Below are 15,552 nucleotides of genomic sequence, written 5' to 3' on the forward strand. Positions count from 1 at the left end.
GTGCCTGAGGGATGCTATGAAACCACGTATCGCTGTACATAAATTTACTTCTTGTGATGGATGTCAATTGGCATTTTTAAATGCGGGTGAATCGTTGTTGACCTTATCTGACTTGGTTGAAATCGTGCATTTTGCAGAGGCAGGTATGGTGGATGTGGATGTGAAAGTAGATATCGCTTTTGTTGAAGGCAGCATTTCAACTCCTGATGAAGAGCGTCGGATACGTAAAATTCGTGAAAACAGTCAATACCTTATTACCATAGGTGCTTGTGCTACAGCCGGAGGTATACAAGCTTTGCGTAATTTTGCAGATTCCGGGGAATGGATGGCCAGCGTTTATGCTTCACCAAATTATATCAAGACTTTAACGACCTCAACAGCTATTGCGCATCACGTTAAAGTGGATTGGGAGTTATGGGGATGTCCAGTAAATAGTGGGCAGGTATTGGAGGCGATTCGTTTTTTATTATCTAACGCGACTCCCAAAATAAAAAGAGATTCTGAATGCATGGAATGCAAACGAAAAGGGAATGTGTGTGTATTGGTGACCAAAAAACAACCCTGTATGGGACCAGTAACTCAAACGGGCTGTGGATCGCTTTGCCCCACGTTGGGCAGAGCATGTTATGCCTGTTATGGACCAAAAGAAAACTCCAATCCCAATTCTTTGGGAGAGTGGTTTTTATCTATGGGATTAACCAAAGAAGCGATTGCCAGGCAGTTTTTACATATTAATAATCAGGCACCTGCATTTAATCAAGCCGGAAATTACTTTAAGGGAATTAGAATCAGCGATGGCTAAAGACATTTCAATTAATGTTCCAATTTTGGCACGGGTGGAAGGTGAGGGGGCTCTTGAGCTTTGCATTCGGGATAGCAAAATTGACACATTAAAATTAAAAATTTATGAACCACCAAGATTATTTGAGAAATTTCTGGAAGGTCGATGTTACAACGAAGTGTTGGATTTTGTAGCCCGTATTTGTGGCATCTGTCCCGTTGCTTATCAAATGAGTGCAACACAGGCTATAGAACAATGTTTTAATCTGAGCCCTACTCCTTGGGTTCGCGATATGCGTCGGCTGTTTTATTGCGGCGAATGGCTCGAAAGCCATAGTTTGCACGTCTATTTTTTGGCTTTACCAGATTTTTTAGGATTTCAATCAGCACCTGAAATGGCAAGGAAATATCCACAGGAAGTGAAATGCGGGTTGCGGATTCAGGCTTTTGGTAATGATTTGATTAAATTGTTAGGGGGGCGCTCCGTTCATCCAGTGGGAGCTTGCGTTGGAGGTTTTTATAAAGCGCCTTCTCATTCACAAATCAAATTAATATTAGACAAGGGAAAAGATCGGGTTTCGGATTGCGAAGCGTTAATTGCTTGGCTTGCCAGCTTATCTTTACCTGATAATTCTCATGATTTTACCAGTGTTTCGCTTTATCACCCTACTGAATATCCTATGAATGAAGGAAGAATTGTTTCAGATCGTGGATTAAACATAAGCAAAGAAGAATTTGATAGCTATTTCAAAGAGCATCATGTGGATTACTCCAATGCATTGCACTGTTTATTGCAAAATAAACCCTATTTAGTAGGCCCTCTGGCCCGTATTAATAATTGCTTCGGGCATTTGCCAGTACCCATTCATCTTCTTTTACAAAGCCTGAATATTCAATTCCCTTCGCGGAATATGTGCCATAGCATTATTGCTCGAGCAGTGGAAATGTACTACTGTGTTTTGGAAGCTATCCGTATTTTGGAACAATATGACTTGCCAGAGCAATCTCATCCTGAAATCAGGCCTCAGGCAGGGGAAGGAGTAGGTTGTACCGAGGCTCCCAGAGGCCTGTTGTGGCAGCATTATCGTTTTGATGAAAGTGGCCAGGTTTTACAAGCCCGGATTGTTCCTCCCACTAGCCAAAATCAAGCGCGTATTGAAGAAGATTTAAGACATTCTTTAATACAATTTGGCCTTAATCAACAGGAAGAAGCGATAAGATATTTTAGTGAGATGATAATTCGTAATTATGATCCGTGTATTTCATGCTCTACTCATTTTTTGAATTTAAAAATCGATAGAATATGAATCTTATAAAAGTCTTAGGCATAGGTTCACCTTTTGGTGAGGATCAAGCGGGATGGCTGGTTGCCGATCGCCTTAAGACAGAACTGTCAAAAGAGCACTATGCAAGTAAAACGCTGATCATAGAATCTTACGATCGACCTGGTCTTCTTTTGATTGAATTGATGAATCCTGCCAAAGTCGTTTTTTTAATTGATGCCGTAAAATCCGGATGCGCTCCAGGTACAATTCATCGCTTAAAAAATAACGAGATTTTTGCATTTCAAAGCAGGTTATCGACCCATGAAATGGGTGTGGCAGAAGCGCTTCAAATAGGTCAAAGTCTTAATGATTTGCCAGAGGATATCATTTTGTACGGGATTGAAATTGATAACACCACTTTTAATACTGCGCTGTCCAAATCAGTTAAAAAAGCAATGAGGGAAGTCGTTATCCAAATAAAAAAAGAGATTGAAGGAGCACTAAAGCTTACGATATGAGTTTCTTTATGCCTTAAGTGGTTTTCCCAACTGATATTTGCAAGATAATCGTTTTTTATTTAAAGTGCCAAAGGTTTTACTTCTCCACCATACTGCATCGCGCGTTTCATTACCTTGCGTCCATAAAAATAGCGAGCAATGACGTGGGTTACAAATTGATTAACCAATTGCGGCAAGAAGGGCATAGGGCGTAAGACATCAATGATTAATACAGCACGATAATCTTCACTTGTATTTCGTACTTCATGTGGCCAGGAGTCATCAAAAAGTACTGCTTCTCCTTCTTTCCAAGTGTAAGACTGGTTATTAACAAAGATTTGTGGTGGATTGTTTTTAGGGACATGAATTCCTAAATGATATCTTAGATAGCCAATATAGGGTCCTTCATGGAGGGGAATTGATTTTCCAGGTTCTAAAATCGAGAAAAAAGCCTGTATAAGATGTGGTATTCCTTCCAATAAATTACAAAGTGTCGGGCATAATAAACGGGCTTCTTTGAGTTGATAACCAAGAAGATACAGCATGAAGACATTCCAGTTTTTTTCTGTGGTGTTTGATATGGCAGACTCTCCAGGATCTATGTCGTGGTAGCGTGGAAATTCTTTCACATTCGCTTGTACATTTTCGAATTCCCTTTTGATATCGGGGAAATGACGTGTTATATGATTTAATTCTGGGAAAGTTTGCTCAATATCAAAAAAAACCGGGCGTTGATTATATCCTACATAGCGCCCATAAAAGTGATTCAATTTACTCTTGAAATAATGATAGTCTACCATTGCTTATTCCTTTATTTTATTTGTGATAATAATCAGGTGCCGAATGTTCGACTATCCTTGGGAAAATCAGCTATTTTAAAATGAAGTGTGAAGAAATGGAAGTTTAAAAAATGCTGATAACAATTTCCTTTTTCTTGCTATTTTTCAGCTATTACGGTTGGGAAGAGATGAGCTTCGTCATATAGAAAATGAATATTCTTGAAGCCCGCCAACTCGAGTTGTTTTTGGGTTTGTTGGGAAGAGCGATAACACTGGAATTTTGCATTCAAAATATCTGAAAAAATAATTCTCTGCAGTAATAAATCCTCTGGATTAATTTTATTGAACATCCATTCGCATTGTGAACTCAGGTGAGGAGGATAGGTTAAAAAACTGGTTACTAACTTCCCGCCTTTTTTTAGGGCTGTATGGAATTGCTGGTATAAATCAAGGACTTTGTTATCGTCTGGTTCATAAATGTTTAACCCGTTGCTGGAAATGAGGTCGAATTCTTCCTGAATATTAAGCTCCCAGGCATTACGACAAACAAGCGTTGTGAATTTGTCCAGGTTTTGTTGTTTTGCCAAGATTTTGGCATCATCTAGTGCTGCCGGGTCATAATCTATACCAATGAGTCGGATGTTATTGATACCACTAAAATCAAGATAAAGTAATTCCCCTAACATCCCACAGGGAATAGACGCAAGGGTCGCGCCATTAAATAGGGCTTTCTGATTTTCCTGCAAAAATAACCCAAAGCGTTGTTGGGTTGCTAACATTGTTGGTGCCTTGTCCAATAAGAAACGTTCCATGTCTGATAATGGCTCGCCACTATTGTTTAACCCTGTCTTTCTTCCAAACCATGGATGAGTCAACATATAATGGGTCCAATACCCATTAATGCCCTGATTTTTTATTAGAAATTGACCAAACCCAAATTGACTTAATTCTTGAAGAATTTTAAGTTGCGTTTCTACTGTGACATGTGGCTTATCACCCTCTTTTATTATTCTTTCCTTCATTTGCATTATAACGGTATTCAGCTGAAATGAATCGGTGTTATGAGAAATGATACGTTCTTGTTTTGACATGCAGGCTCTCTGGATAATCTTTTAAGTTTTAATTGCTGTGAGTTTAAGATAAGAAAATGGATTTATTTTATAATTCAAACTCACAACAATTATACTTAATATTCTTTAAAATTCGTAGGTTCTCTAACTAACTTCATTACCTTTGACGAAATATCAACAGACTCTAAGAAGGCTTATCAAAAGTGCTGTAAATATACCCTGATATTGGGTTATCCGGATCGGTGAATTCAGGATATAACTCGGTAACCGTTTCATGTATTTGGTTTATATCGCTTCTGAGCAGGTAGCCATTATTTTTTTCAAATATTTTTTCTGCTGTAAATGCCCTTATTTCATCTTTATAGCTGACTTGTTTTGACGCTTCTGTTTCCAGTTCCTTATCATAAAGATCTGAATTTAAAAAATGACAGACTTCATGAATTAATGTTTTGGCAATTTCTTCAACGTTTTTTGTCGAGCTGATATAAATATGTTGGTGATCATAAATAATACCGTCTAATTCTTTCTCAATTTTACGTACCGCCGACATTGTAGGCGGGAAAGTTTTTGGAAGAGTAGTATGATAGTCCTTTTTCATAATGGTTTTCATTCTCTGGTAATGATCTGGGGTAAGTTGAAAGAAAGTACTTACTGTGACTTGATTGGAATTTATGACATCAAGCACTAGTCTTGCGACAAAAGATTGATTTTGTTTTATCAGGCTAATTGCATCTTGCAATTTTTGCTCGAAATTTTTTTCATCAAAAGCCTGGTTTTTTTCAAAAAAATTGAATTGAGACATTCCTTTTCTCCTATTATCCAGTATTAATGATTACTTCCATGCAATTTCATAGTAACCTTTCTTCAATTAATGAACAATGCTGAGGGTAATTTTTCAAAATGATCAGTTTTATTGCTAAATAATTGTTGTATAATTTTGAAAAATTAATTTGAGAGTAGAAAATGTATATACAAAAATTAAAAGAAATGTTTGCTCAAATGGTAATTAAGAAAAATGCTAATCTTATTCCAGAATATTATCATAGGGAGTTTTTACTCTATACCAATGACATAGTGACAGACTATGATGAATTTCTAAGCTCACATCAACAATATTATGCGACTGAAATTCAATATCAAGTTGAGTATGATGAGGAGACTTTTCTTGAGCAAGGTGAAAAAATAGCCGGGCGGGTATTTATTACTACCACTCGACCTAATGAGCTTGCCAAGAGAATTGAAGTCATATTGATTGCTCAATATAAAGATGAAAAAATTTATCGATTATGGGAGTTAACTTATCCGGACTGGTCCAAGTTACCTGCCTTTTCAAATCAGCTAACCTAGGAAATTATTTTTTCTTCCGAACAGGGTAATATTAGAGAGGTTAAATATTGTGGTATTGAGTTAGGACTTCCTGATTGCGTAAGGATTATATTATTAGTAACAAATTTATGACTATACTTAAAATATAGTTCAATTGATATAAAACACTTTGTCTATGAAAGGAATCATATTCAACGAATTTCTCAATTTTGTAGAAAAAAGTGAATCCTACACCCTGGTAGATCAAATTATTATGGATAGTCATTTGAAGTCCCATGGTGCCTACACGTCTATCGGTACATACTCTCCCAAAGAATTATTTCAATTGGTTAAAGCACTTGGTGTGAAAAATGGCAAACCAACATCAGTGATTTTACAAGAATATGGAGAATATTTGTTTGAGGTTTTTGCAAAAAAATATCCTCAATTTTTCAGGGAAAAAAAAACGGTGTTTCAATTTTTGGAAGAGCTTGAAACACATATTCATTTCGAAGTGAAAAAATTGTATGACCATACTGAATTGCCCCATTTTGAATGCCAATATCTCAGTCCAAATCAATTGGAAATGATTTACACTTCTTCACGTTCTTTAGCCGATTTTGCGGAAGGTTTAATAAGAGGTTGTATTAATTATCATAGGGAAAATATTAGTATTGTACGTGAAAATCTGTCTGCAAAAACGGGCTTTAAGGTAAGATTTATATTAACGAAAGGCGATCCTGATGAGTGATTACGAAGTATTGTTACGCCATCTTGATAGAGAGATACGCGCAAGGAAAGAAGCTGAAGAAATAAGTGAAAAAAAAATATCCGAGTTATATCGTTTTGCCCAGCGTCTGGAAGAGAGTTTAAAAGCTCAAAAAGAAATAAGTAAAAAATTAAAAGAGAAGACCAAAGCATTAAAGCTGCAAATCGCTAAAACAGAAGAAGAACGCAATGCCAAAAGTACTTTACAAACCATATTAGAAAGCGCAATTGAATATTCAATCATTGCAATCAATTTGAAAGGCGTTATCCTGGTTTGGAATGAAGGGGCCAGGCGAAATTACGGCTATGAGGCTCATGAATTAATAAACAAAAAGAGCATCGAAATTTTGCACACAGAGGAAGATATCCAGTCTGGTAAAGTAAGAAAATTTTTTCAAACAGTACGTCGGGAAGGGAAGGCGGAAGAAATATTTCAAAGGGTGAGAAAAGACGGATCCCAGTTCACTGCTTCTGTTACGATGAGCATACATCATAATTCAAAAGGAAAAAGAGTAGGTTACGTCATTATTTCAAAAGATATTACCGAAATTAAAAAGTTTGAAGAAAAGCTGATTAAAAGCAACCAGAATCTTGAAGAATTTTCATACATTATTTCCCATGATCTAAAAGCACCACTAAGAGCAATTATTCAATTGGCAACCTGGATTGAAGAGGATTGTGGATATAAGCTGGATCCTTCTTCCAGAAAAAATCTTCAATTGCTTAGAGAACGTACCCATCGCATGAGCGGCATGGTAGATGGCTTGTTACAATACGCGCGGGCAGGACGAGTCAATATGGAGATAGAATGGGTAGATACTAAAGAGTTAATTCAAGAAATAATGGATATTCTTAATCACGATGAACAATTTACTATCATAGTTCATGAATCCATGCCCCAACTGTCAACTGCCAAATTACTTCTAAGCCAGGTTTTTTCTAATCTGATTGCAAACAGCATGAAACACCATCACTGTAAAACGGGAACTATCGAAATTGGTGTTTTGGATAGAGGTTCGTTTTATGAGTTTTATGTGGCAGATGATGGTCCAGGCATTGAGCCGGTGTATTTTGAGAAAATATTCAGAATATTTCAAACTTTAAAATCCAAAGATGAGGCAGAAACTACTGGCATAGGATTAACTATAGTAAAGAAAATTGTAGAGTCTCAAAATGGGAAAATTGAGGTGGAGTCTGAGTTGGGTAAAGGAGCAAAGTTTTCATTTACATGGCCTAAAATACCTCATCAATAAAGGTTTAGGTCTATAATTAATTTAGAAATAAAAAATAAAATATTGTCTCATGGAGAATAGTGATGGACCTCGCAGCTGATAAAATAGATATTTTGTATTTAGAAGATGATGAGGTCGATATTCAGTCCGTTGAGCGTGTATTCCATAAAATAAGTTCATTAATCAAGATTGAAATAGCTAAAAGTGGAAATCAGGCTTTGGACATGCTTTATGGTCGAAATAAAGAAAATAAAATTCATCCCAAGTTGATTCTTCTCGATATTAATATACCTAAAATGAATGGTATTGAGTTCTTAAAAGAATTACGAGCTGATTCTCAATTTACAGACATTGAGGTATTTGTGCTTACAGCCGCCTATACTAGCAAGGATAAGCAGGCGTTTGAGCCTTTGAATATTCGAGGCCATTTAATTAAACCGCTCGATTATGGCGAGGCCATTAAACTATTTTGGATATTACAATCCATGTAGGCACTGTAGTATTAAATGGTTTTTCCTGGCTGGCTTAATGTCATACTGCTTTCAGAAGCCTGTTTTAACGCAGTTTCTAACGTTTGTTTTAGTTTAGGGTCGGCGTTTGGATGTTGCTTTAAATATTCTTTGGTCAAATTATTTAAATCAGGATCCTGAGGATTTTCTTTAAGGGCTTTGGCTAATTCATTGACTTTTTCTACTCGCATATGTTTGGTAAATTCCTTGTACTCCTTTTTAACAGATTCTTTGTCGCTTTCAGTTAATTTATCGAACCCTCCCACTTCTCTGGCTTTTTGACATAATAGTATCCCCTCAATGTTGGATCGGGAGTTGGCTATTGTGCAATTGTCATTTTTTTGTCCTTTTTGTTTGATATGGTGAATGGGATCTTTGTTTCCGGCAGCTGCTTTAATTTGAGACATAATTTCATCATGAGAGGCACCATTCGAATGTCCATTGGTCATATTATTAATAAATTCCGAGGTGATTTTACTGGAATCCTCGATTCGGAAAATATGGGTGCCATGTTCATTGCTCTTTGATCCCAGACCGCGATTGGTATATATCAGGTAGCCAGATTTGGAGCCAGGGCCGTCAGGTACATACGATAATCCCATGGCATGGCCTTTACAGCTAACAGGAATTGTGGTGAGTTCACCGGCTTGAATGCGTCGTGCAAGATCGTTACCTGCTTCCGGATTTCTTTGCGGTGTGCTGAATTTGAATGCCGATGCCTCATTTGAAAAATGGAAGGCATTGGCTATTTCCTGAAAATTCTTGTTGTCAGGATGAGCTTTGGCAAAATGACTGACAGAATCTGTCATCAATTGATAAGTTGGTGCTATATGGCCGAATTGGGAGGGAGTGCCATCAACACTGGTTGTTTTTATCCCTAAAACCAGACCAAAATTTTTGACAGGATGCAATCTTTCTTTTTCAGGGGGCAGTGGTGGGAATCCAAATTCTTTAGCAGCCTTACTGTCAAGGGCAATTTCAAAGACGGCTTTTTCTATCGGGCCTACTTTCGCTCCATTATCCAGAAAATATTTTGCCGTAGTGAAATCTTGTTTTTGCAGGGCGTATTGTAAAGGGCTTTGCCCTTCTGAGTTTGTAGCTTGAATTAATGCGCTTTGTACGCTGTCATAACCACTTTCTTTAGAAATTTTGCTTAATTGTTCTTTAAATAATTCACCTTGGAGTTTTAATGACATTAATTCGATAAGTAAACGAAAAAACATATCATTATCTGCTTTCGCTTTATTGAGTATTTCGGCTTGCAGGGACATTTTTTTTCGTAGTCCATCGAGTTTGGTTTGCTCCATTGTTGACTCATTCATTTGTTTAAGCATATCCATTGGAACACTTAATTTATCCAAACTTTTATCTGTGGTTGAAATTTTTGAGTCAGGTGGAGGAGTCAACATGGAACACCCTGATTGATTAGTTGAACTATATCATTATTATACATCAGGACTTATAAAAATCCCCAATCTCCTTATTAAAAAAGGTTTTTAATTCAATAATTGAGTTTATCTAAACTCCTATATTTTTGCCTTGATCTTTGGGGGCGTAAGTCCTGTACATAATAAAAAAATGTCTAAAAAAGACCGAATTTGTCTTTGTTAATGATTAGACGGTAGGTAATTTGATGTTAGAGATTCAGGTTTTTCCTGTGTTCCGTATCTCTTTCCTTTACAACCAAAAATACTGTACAAAAAGAGACTCAAGCAGGATCTTTGCTGTGAATGAGATGGGCTAACTATTTCATTTCGTCTAGTATAATCGGGTTTCTCAAGCAAAAGCTCTTCTTCCGGAGAAACTTTTACCTGGGGTTTTTTGTAATGCTCAATAAACACCTCTTCAGCAAATCCTGTTGATTTAATGACAAAATCAAGCAATTCTTTTGGAGTAGGGGTTTTATATTGAGATATAGTAACATTTGAACCAAGTCCAACAGGGTCGGATTTATTCCCGGTGGCTTTTGAAAACCATTTTACTAATTCACTTTTTTCGTAAAGATTGCTAATACCCTCTGAGGTTGGATAAAACACGGGCTCTTTAGGAAGTTCCATACAAATTGCACAATAAAACCAATCCAAATCTAATACTTCAAGTAGTTTTAATTTTTGCTCTAAAATTTCCAGCATCATTTTGGCATCTGGCTCAACCACTTTTAAATCTTTGGGGACGCTGTCTTTATAATAGAGCATCTTATCCGGGTCGTTTTTTAGATAAACAATTTTCGTCATAACATCTCCAAAGAATAATACTTTAAATAAGGTGAGTTATGGCTAAAGAGGATATAACAATCAGTCGATACCCAGGGAACGTTCGGGCTGAGGAGATGCCTAAGCATCGTCTCGAAGCCTTAGCATGGAACATTAAGTCCAATACTGGGCTTCGAGACGGCATAAACGCCTCCTCAGCCCGAGCGGTTCGAGATAATAACTGATTTTATCCATAACTCACGTTAAATAATATTATTAATGAGTAAATACGAGAAAAAGTGTGCATTATTGTGACACCGATGTCAATTTAAAAATTTGATGATGGTCATGGATTTCTTACCGTAAATCCAGATTTGCCATTACGATTTTATAAAGTTCTTTGCATGGCAAGATGCGGAATGCCATCCTCTTCATAAATCTCTCCATAACCTTTAAAGCCAAATCCTTCATAGAATTTTTTCAAGTAATTTTGAGCAGAGCATTGGATACGAATACCGGGGTAACGCATATCACAATAAGACAATAATTCGAGTATCAGTTTTTTTCCATATCCTTTAGACCGCGCTGATCTGGCTGTAACAACACGGCCAAATGTGAGATGGTTTTCAATCTCAGTTGGAAGAAACAGGCGCAAATAAGCAACGAGAGAATTTTCTTCCAGACCCAATAAATGCATGGAAAAAAAATCTTTGCCATCTGGATCAAGGTAGGGGCAGTGCTGCTCTACTACAAAAACGCTCGCTCGTAATGCCAAAACGTCATAGAGTTGTTTGCTTGTTAATTCTGAAAACTCATACCATTTAAAATGAAGCATGAAAAACTCCCAATCCGGCGAAAATCTTCGACGCATTATGCTGAAGTTATAACTCTGAAATCAAGCGGAGCAATGATCAGCATGAAAAACCTCAATCTCTTTGTTAAAACATGTTTTTAATTCGATCATTTAGCTTATCTAAATTCTCTCATTAAAGGCATTTTTGCTTCGACTTTAGGGTTTTTCAAAATTTCTGATTACTTCTGGCAATATTTACAGGCAATGAATTCCCGTAAAAATCATTATCGAAATTATCTTTAGTAATTAGTACAAATTCAGATATTATGGTGAAGATTTTTTTAACAGGGAGTATCTATGTCGTTTAATAATTTCTTAAAAACATTCAATGAATTTTTATTGGAACAAGGCGGTACCACTTACCTGGTTGCTGACCATTATTTAAAAGGGAAAGACAAACCCCTGAAATCAGTTTTTTTCTCCCCCTATTCATCTGCCTCTAATTTTTTATACAGAGCAGGTCATGTGGTAGCAGCACCGATTAGTTTTTCTATTATTACGTTAGAACTTGTTTCGTCGTCTCTCTATTTGAGCTTAAAGTCTCTCAACAGCCTGGTTTTTTCTGATAAAAAAGCCGCAAAGATTCATATTATTGATAGCGTGGTGCATTTCGCTGTTTCTCTTATTACCGCAATTGGTGTGATTGTTAGCCCCATTATTAATTTGATTGATTTGATTGGAGGAGCAATATCAACTATGAGGGTAAAAAGTGAGCCAGCAGAACAGATGAGACCATCTGTTCTCTAGTTTTCGCCAGATTTGAAATAAATAAGGGTTGCGATTGAACTACCTAATCAGATTTTTGCTATAGTCAGACCGCAACAGGATTCGGTTACTGAATTAAGATGATCGATTCCTGTGGCGGCACTTCGACTTAATATATACAACGGATTAAAAATAAGCGACATTAAAGTTGAGAGTAATGCAACACAAGCCATACCTGCAGCAACAATAGATCCGGCAGCAGTAGATTTAAATGATGAGACAGTTTGCTCTCTCAATTCGGATCTCGGAACACATACCGCAAAGATCAAAGCAAATGGTGAAAGAACTAATGCCCCTACTAAGTGGATTATCGCTTTCAGCAAAAAACCTGCCGTGTGAACGCCAAGCCAAAGAGGTTTTTCAATAGGCCGTACTGCTAATGTAGCGAATGAATCTATGGAATGAATGGGTTCGAAATATTTTCTTTGTGGTATAGGTATAGCATCAGAGTATTTTGCACGAATGTTTTGATAATAACGCCAATCGTCTTCGATATGAGAAAAAAATGATCTTTGAAAAGCCACTGGAAACTCCTTGTTATTGAATCAGCGGATATTAAAAAAATTGGCAGTGTTTGTAAATAATAGGCAAGTTCTTCATTTTTCAAATCTTGGGATTTTCTTGTTGGCAGAGACAACAAGAGGTTTTTGCCGGGCTTATTTATACCCACAGTGTTATTAATTTTGTCTTAAGCAAACTATATTACAATGGTGCCAAAAAAGCTTAAAATGAAAGAGTATAACGAAATTGAAAGACCAATTAGCCAAAATATTCGAAAAATACCCCTTTGTTCATTTAGATAAATCAGGTGAGCTATCAATAATTGTGCCTTTAACAGGCGCGGCCAGTATTTCCGACAATTTTACTGCCGATGAAACCAAGCCAATTTTTCTTTATTTATTTGGCGATAATACGTGCAAATCAGATCTGGAAAGAAGCACTTTTTTTTATGGTAAGCAGAAATCCGGAGGTCGTCACTCAGTAAAACCCTTTACCGAATTGTTCTCAAATCTGATTCATGAATTAAATGGTCTCAAATCGTCTACTGAAATCCGTGTGGATGAGCAACTATTTCTTGAAACAATCATAGCAAATCTCAATGAGTTGAAAGAGCAAGCTCTCGCTTTCAGAAAAGGAAATCCAGGCTTTGAAGACATGAAAAATGATTTTAGTCACAGCGATGAAATCATGGTATCAAAGAGCGAGTTTGTTGTAACGGTGTATCCAGACAGAGTGCGACAATTTGATTTGCCAAACGTAATGAGTCTTATAAATCCCGGTGTATCCCGCTACAAGCAATTACTTGCCCAGTCCGACATTAATCAATGCCTGGAAGCATTGTCTCTTGTGCAAAAGCCTGCTGCAGAGGGTAACTTGGACCTGATTACTGATGCGCTGGGAAAACTGGATGCAGACCCCATCGATTACTTATGCAAAAAAGATAATAAAGATCCTCAAGCTTTATTTAAAGCGGTTTATGAAATTCTGCAAAAACAGGATACCTCTTTAGAAAATCAACAATCAGCTGTTTTCGAAGTCATGGAAGGCAATTTGGTCGCTGCCTTTGGAGACAACGAAGACTTTAGTACCTGGCAAAAGGAAGAGATAGTCGATGCCATTAAATCAATATTTAAACAAGCAAATTTGCTGAGTGAACAATCAGGAACCAAGCAAAAAACATTTGCAGATGTCTACAATCAGGCTTTTGATAAATATAACGAAAGCACTAATGATGATTCTGAATCAGGATGTAAACGCAGGAACACTTATCAGCTGTTTATTTTACAAACGTTTCTCTATTTGTGTTCTTTGCAGTTGCGTTTAAAAAACAAAGAAAAGGCAAAAAAATTCCTGGGTTTGTTTGAAGACAGGGGTACGTTGAATAATTTGGTATTACAATTATGTAACGATGAAAAAGCGTTTATGAGAATGATGGCCGATGAATTTGATCTGACTTCTGCAGAATACGCGTCTATTGCTGAATCAACTTATGGCATCGTCTTGGCTCATATTGATGCTGAACATTTTGATGAACTAAGAATAGCATGCAGTGCTCAATTGCTCCAGGATTCCAATTATATCGTGATGGGAGGGCGTCTTTGTTGGAGCACCAGTTCTATTAATGAAGAGGGAAATATACGAAGTTTGGAGCAGCAAAAGAAAATTTCATCTGAAAATTTTGAAATTTTTTATAATCAAAGACAATCTTATATTGATAAATCAAGAGAGTTTCAACAGATAAAAGTTCTGCTAGATAAAGAAGTGAATGACGAAGGGATAGCTGAAGCTGTGGCGTCAAAAGTTCGCTACCTGACGAAATATCAAAAGTCACAAATCTTAAGCGAAGTGATTCAAAAAAAGAAATACGAACATGCAAAACTTTTAATTGCAAACTATGCCAATCTTGTTTTCCCATCCGTGTTTATTTCAGTGATAAAGAGTACACCGGTTCATATTGATTTGATTCGAGCGTTTCTCAACACAGACTCTCGTCATGCGTTGAATATTGACGGGAATGATTTAATTCAGGCAGCAAAAAAAGGAGATTTTGAGCTGGTTAAAATCATTATAGAACATAGACCGGATTTATTGGAATCCAAAGACTCTTTCCAACAAACTCCTTTGCTTTGGGCTTGTGCTAATGGTCATGTGGATATCGTGGAATATTTGATGGATGCAGGTGCTGATATCCATGTCAGAACAATAGTGTCGCAGGATCACCGCTATAAAATAGGGGAAGCTCCAACAGGAGGAAGAACTGCGCTTGATTGGGCACGATGCTATGATAAAAGCGATCCGGTAAAGGCATCGAAGATGGTTGCCTTATTTGATACTTATTATCAGCGCATGGAAGATAATTTTAAGACAAATACTGCTTATAAGGACCAATTCAACAAGGCTCATTTAACCCAGGCGATAAATAATGGGGATTTAAAATTAATCGCATTGTTTTTAAAGTATTGCCCACACCTTGAAAAGCTTTTTACTCAAGAAGATGAAATACGTGCAAAACAACGACATAATCAACAGATGTTGCGTTCTCAAATTATGCCGTATCAAAATTCATTCAATAAATTATTAGATGAATTACAAAGAAAAGCAGAATTACTGAATAAAAAATATGGTACTCTTCACGAAGCAACCAATGTCATGCAAGCACTAATTAATGACTTATCCACAGTAAGAAATGATTTTTTTATGAATGAAATCACTCCTCAATCTTTTCAAAAATTTGAAAGGAAGTGTAAACAGGTTCTTGAGGAGGCCAGCCCAGTTTTATCAACGCATCGCGGTTGGCATGGCTATCCTGATTTTGTCAGAAGAATTATAGGAGTTATTGCAACCATAGCAGTAATTCCTGCATTGGTTGTACATTTTTCATCAACAAAAGGATATGTAGGAGTTTTCTTTTCGAGCAAAGAAAATATAAAAACAGATTCTTCTGAAAAAATGGATGAATTTACCAATAATCTGGAAACACTAAAAACAGAAATAGCCAATAAGCTGGCTTAGCTGGATAGTGTAACCATAGAAACC

Annotated in this window: 16 protein-coding genes; 9 read left to right on the forward strand and 7 right to left on the reverse strand. The window is 36.7% G+C overall.

From position 1 onward, the window contains the following. The first annotated feature begins 16 nt into the window (after positions 1 to 16). Genes CC34_RS0106780 through CC34_RS0106790 form a run of 3 tightly spaced genes read left to right on the forward strand, consistent with a single transcriptional unit; the run spans position 17 to position 2,563 of the window. Positions 17 to 802, forward strand: a complete 786-nt coding sequence (locus CC34_RS0106780) for an NADH-quinone oxidoreductase subunit B family protein (RefSeq protein WP_028378436.1) — start codon at positions 17 to 19, stop codon at positions 800 to 802. Next, the gene (locus CC34_RS0106785) at positions 795 to 2,087 is read left to right on the forward strand and encodes a Ni/Fe hydrogenase subunit alpha (protein WP_028379299.1); all 1,293 of its coding nucleotides are present in this window, start codon (positions 795 to 797) and stop codon (positions 2,085 to 2,087) included. The genes CC34_RS0106780 and CC34_RS0106785 overlap by 8 nt, the downstream gene beginning before the upstream one ends. Beyond that, the gene (locus tag CC34_RS0106790; RefSeq protein WP_028378438.1) at positions 2,084 to 2,563 is read left to right on the forward strand and encodes a hydrogenase maturation protease; all 480 of its coding nucleotides are present in this window, start codon (positions 2,084 to 2,086) and stop codon (positions 2,561 to 2,563) included. Before CC34_RS0106785 ends, CC34_RS0106790 begins: the two co-directional genes overlap by 4 nt. Before the next feature lie 59 nt (positions 2,564 to 2,622). Here CC34_RS0106790 and CC34_RS0106795 read toward each other — a convergent pair whose 3' ends face one another. The 3 genes from CC34_RS0106795 to CC34_RS0106805 form a co-directional block, all read right to left on the reverse strand. Next, the gene (locus CC34_RS0106795) at positions 2,623 to 3,342 is read right to left on the reverse strand and encodes an aspartyl/asparaginyl beta-hydroxylase domain-containing protein (RefSeq protein ID WP_028379300.1); all 720 of its coding nucleotides are present in this window, start codon (positions 3,340 to 3,342) and stop codon (positions 2,623 to 2,625) included. 137 nt (positions 3,343 to 3,479) lie between these two features. Beyond that, on the reverse strand, positions 3,480 to 4,412 hold the full coding sequence (locus tag CC34_RS0106800; RefSeq protein WP_028378440.1) for an SAM-dependent methyltransferase: 933 nt from the start codon (positions 4,410 to 4,412) through the stop codon (positions 3,480 to 3,482). Positions 4,413 to 4,575: 163 nt separating this feature from the next. After that, positions 4,576 to 5,214: a hypothetical protein gene (locus CC34_RS0106805; protein WP_080274136.1), complete on the reverse strand. Its 639-nt coding sequence runs from the start codon at positions 5,212 to 5,214 to the stop codon at positions 4,576 to 4,578. A gap of 140 nt (positions 5,215 to 5,354) precedes the next feature. Here CC34_RS0106805 and CC34_RS0106810 point away from each other — a divergent pair, with 140 nt between their 5' ends. The 4 genes from CC34_RS0106810 to CC34_RS0106825 all read left to right on the forward strand — a co-directional run bounded on the left by CC34_RS0106810 (position 5,355) and on the right by CC34_RS0106825 (position 8,187). Beyond that, on the forward strand, positions 5,355 to 5,738 hold the full coding sequence (locus CC34_RS0106810) for a hypothetical protein (RefSeq protein WP_028378442.1): 384 nt from the start codon (positions 5,355 to 5,357) through the stop codon (positions 5,736 to 5,738). Positions 5,739 to 5,892: 154 nt separating this feature from the next. Further along, positions 5,893 to 6,447 (forward strand): heme NO-binding domain-containing protein, encoded by a 555-nt coding sequence (locus tag CC34_RS0106815; RefSeq protein ID WP_028378443.1) that lies wholly within the window; start codon positions 5,893 to 5,895, stop codon positions 6,445 to 6,447. Next, positions 6,440 to 7,717 (forward strand): sensor histidine kinase, encoded by a 1,278-nt coding sequence (locus CC34_RS0106820; RefSeq protein WP_028378444.1) that lies wholly within the window; start codon positions 6,440 to 6,442, stop codon positions 7,715 to 7,717. The genes CC34_RS0106815 and CC34_RS0106820 overlap by 8 nt, the downstream gene beginning before the upstream one ends. A gap of 62 nt (positions 7,718 to 7,779) precedes the next feature. Continuing rightward, positions 7,780 to 8,187 (forward strand): response regulator, encoded by a 408-nt coding sequence (locus CC34_RS0106825; protein ID WP_028378445.1) that lies wholly within the window; start codon positions 7,780 to 7,782, stop codon positions 8,185 to 8,187. Positions 8,188 to 8,198: 11 nt separating this feature from the next. Here the strand turns inward: CC34_RS0106825 and ankD are convergent, their stop codons facing one another. From ankD to CC34_RS0106845, 3 genes are all read right to left on the reverse strand, one after another. Then, positions 8,199 to 9,614: a Dot/Icm T4SS effector AnkD/LegA15 gene (gene ankD, locus CC34_RS0106830; RefSeq protein ID WP_028378446.1), complete on the reverse strand. Its 1,416-nt coding sequence runs from the start codon at positions 9,612 to 9,614 to the stop codon at positions 8,199 to 8,201. A gap of 198 nt (positions 9,615 to 9,812) precedes the next feature. After that, positions 9,813 to 10,439, reverse strand: a complete 627-nt coding sequence (locus CC34_RS0106835) for an RING finger protein (protein WP_028378447.1) — start codon at positions 10,437 to 10,439, stop codon at positions 9,813 to 9,815. A 346-nt stretch (positions 10,440 to 10,785) separates the two neighbouring features. Next, entirely contained in the window at positions 10,786 to 11,232 is a 447-nt protein-coding gene (locus CC34_RS0106845) for a GNAT family N-acetyltransferase (RefSeq protein WP_028378448.1), read from the reverse strand. 315 nt (positions 11,233 to 11,547) lie between these two features. On the opposite strand from CC34_RS0106845, the gene CC34_RS0106850 reads away from it, so the two are divergent. Further along, positions 11,548 to 11,997 carry a hypothetical protein gene (locus tag CC34_RS0106850; RefSeq protein ID WP_027227485.1) on the forward strand — a complete coding sequence of 150 codons (450 nt, stop codon included), beginning with the start codon at positions 11,548 to 11,550 and terminating at the stop codon, positions 11,995 to 11,997. Positions 11,998 to 12,044: 47 nt separating this feature from the next. On the opposite strand, the gene CC34_RS0106855 is transcribed toward CC34_RS0106850, so the two are convergent. Beyond that, positions 12,045 to 12,539, reverse strand: a complete 495-nt coding sequence (locus tag CC34_RS0106855; protein WP_028378449.1) for a hypothetical protein — start codon at positions 12,537 to 12,539, stop codon at positions 12,045 to 12,047. A 223-nt stretch (positions 12,540 to 12,762) separates the two neighbouring features. Here CC34_RS0106855 and ankF point away from each other — a divergent pair, with 223 nt between their 5' ends. Beyond that, the gene (gene ankF / locus CC34_RS0106860) at positions 12,763 to 15,528 is read left to right on the forward strand and encodes a Dot/Icm T4SS effector AnkF/LegA14/Ceg31 (protein WP_028378450.1); all 2,766 of its coding nucleotides are present in this window, start codon (positions 12,763 to 12,765) and stop codon (positions 15,526 to 15,528) included. Positions 15,529 to 15,552 lie beyond the last annotated feature (24 nt).

The sequence above is a fragment of the Legionella pneumophila subsp. fraseri genome, from assembly GCF_000586315.1.
In the GTDB taxonomy this organism is placed as follows: domain Bacteria; phylum Pseudomonadota; class Gammaproteobacteria; order Legionellales; family Legionellaceae; genus Legionella; species Legionella pneumophila_B.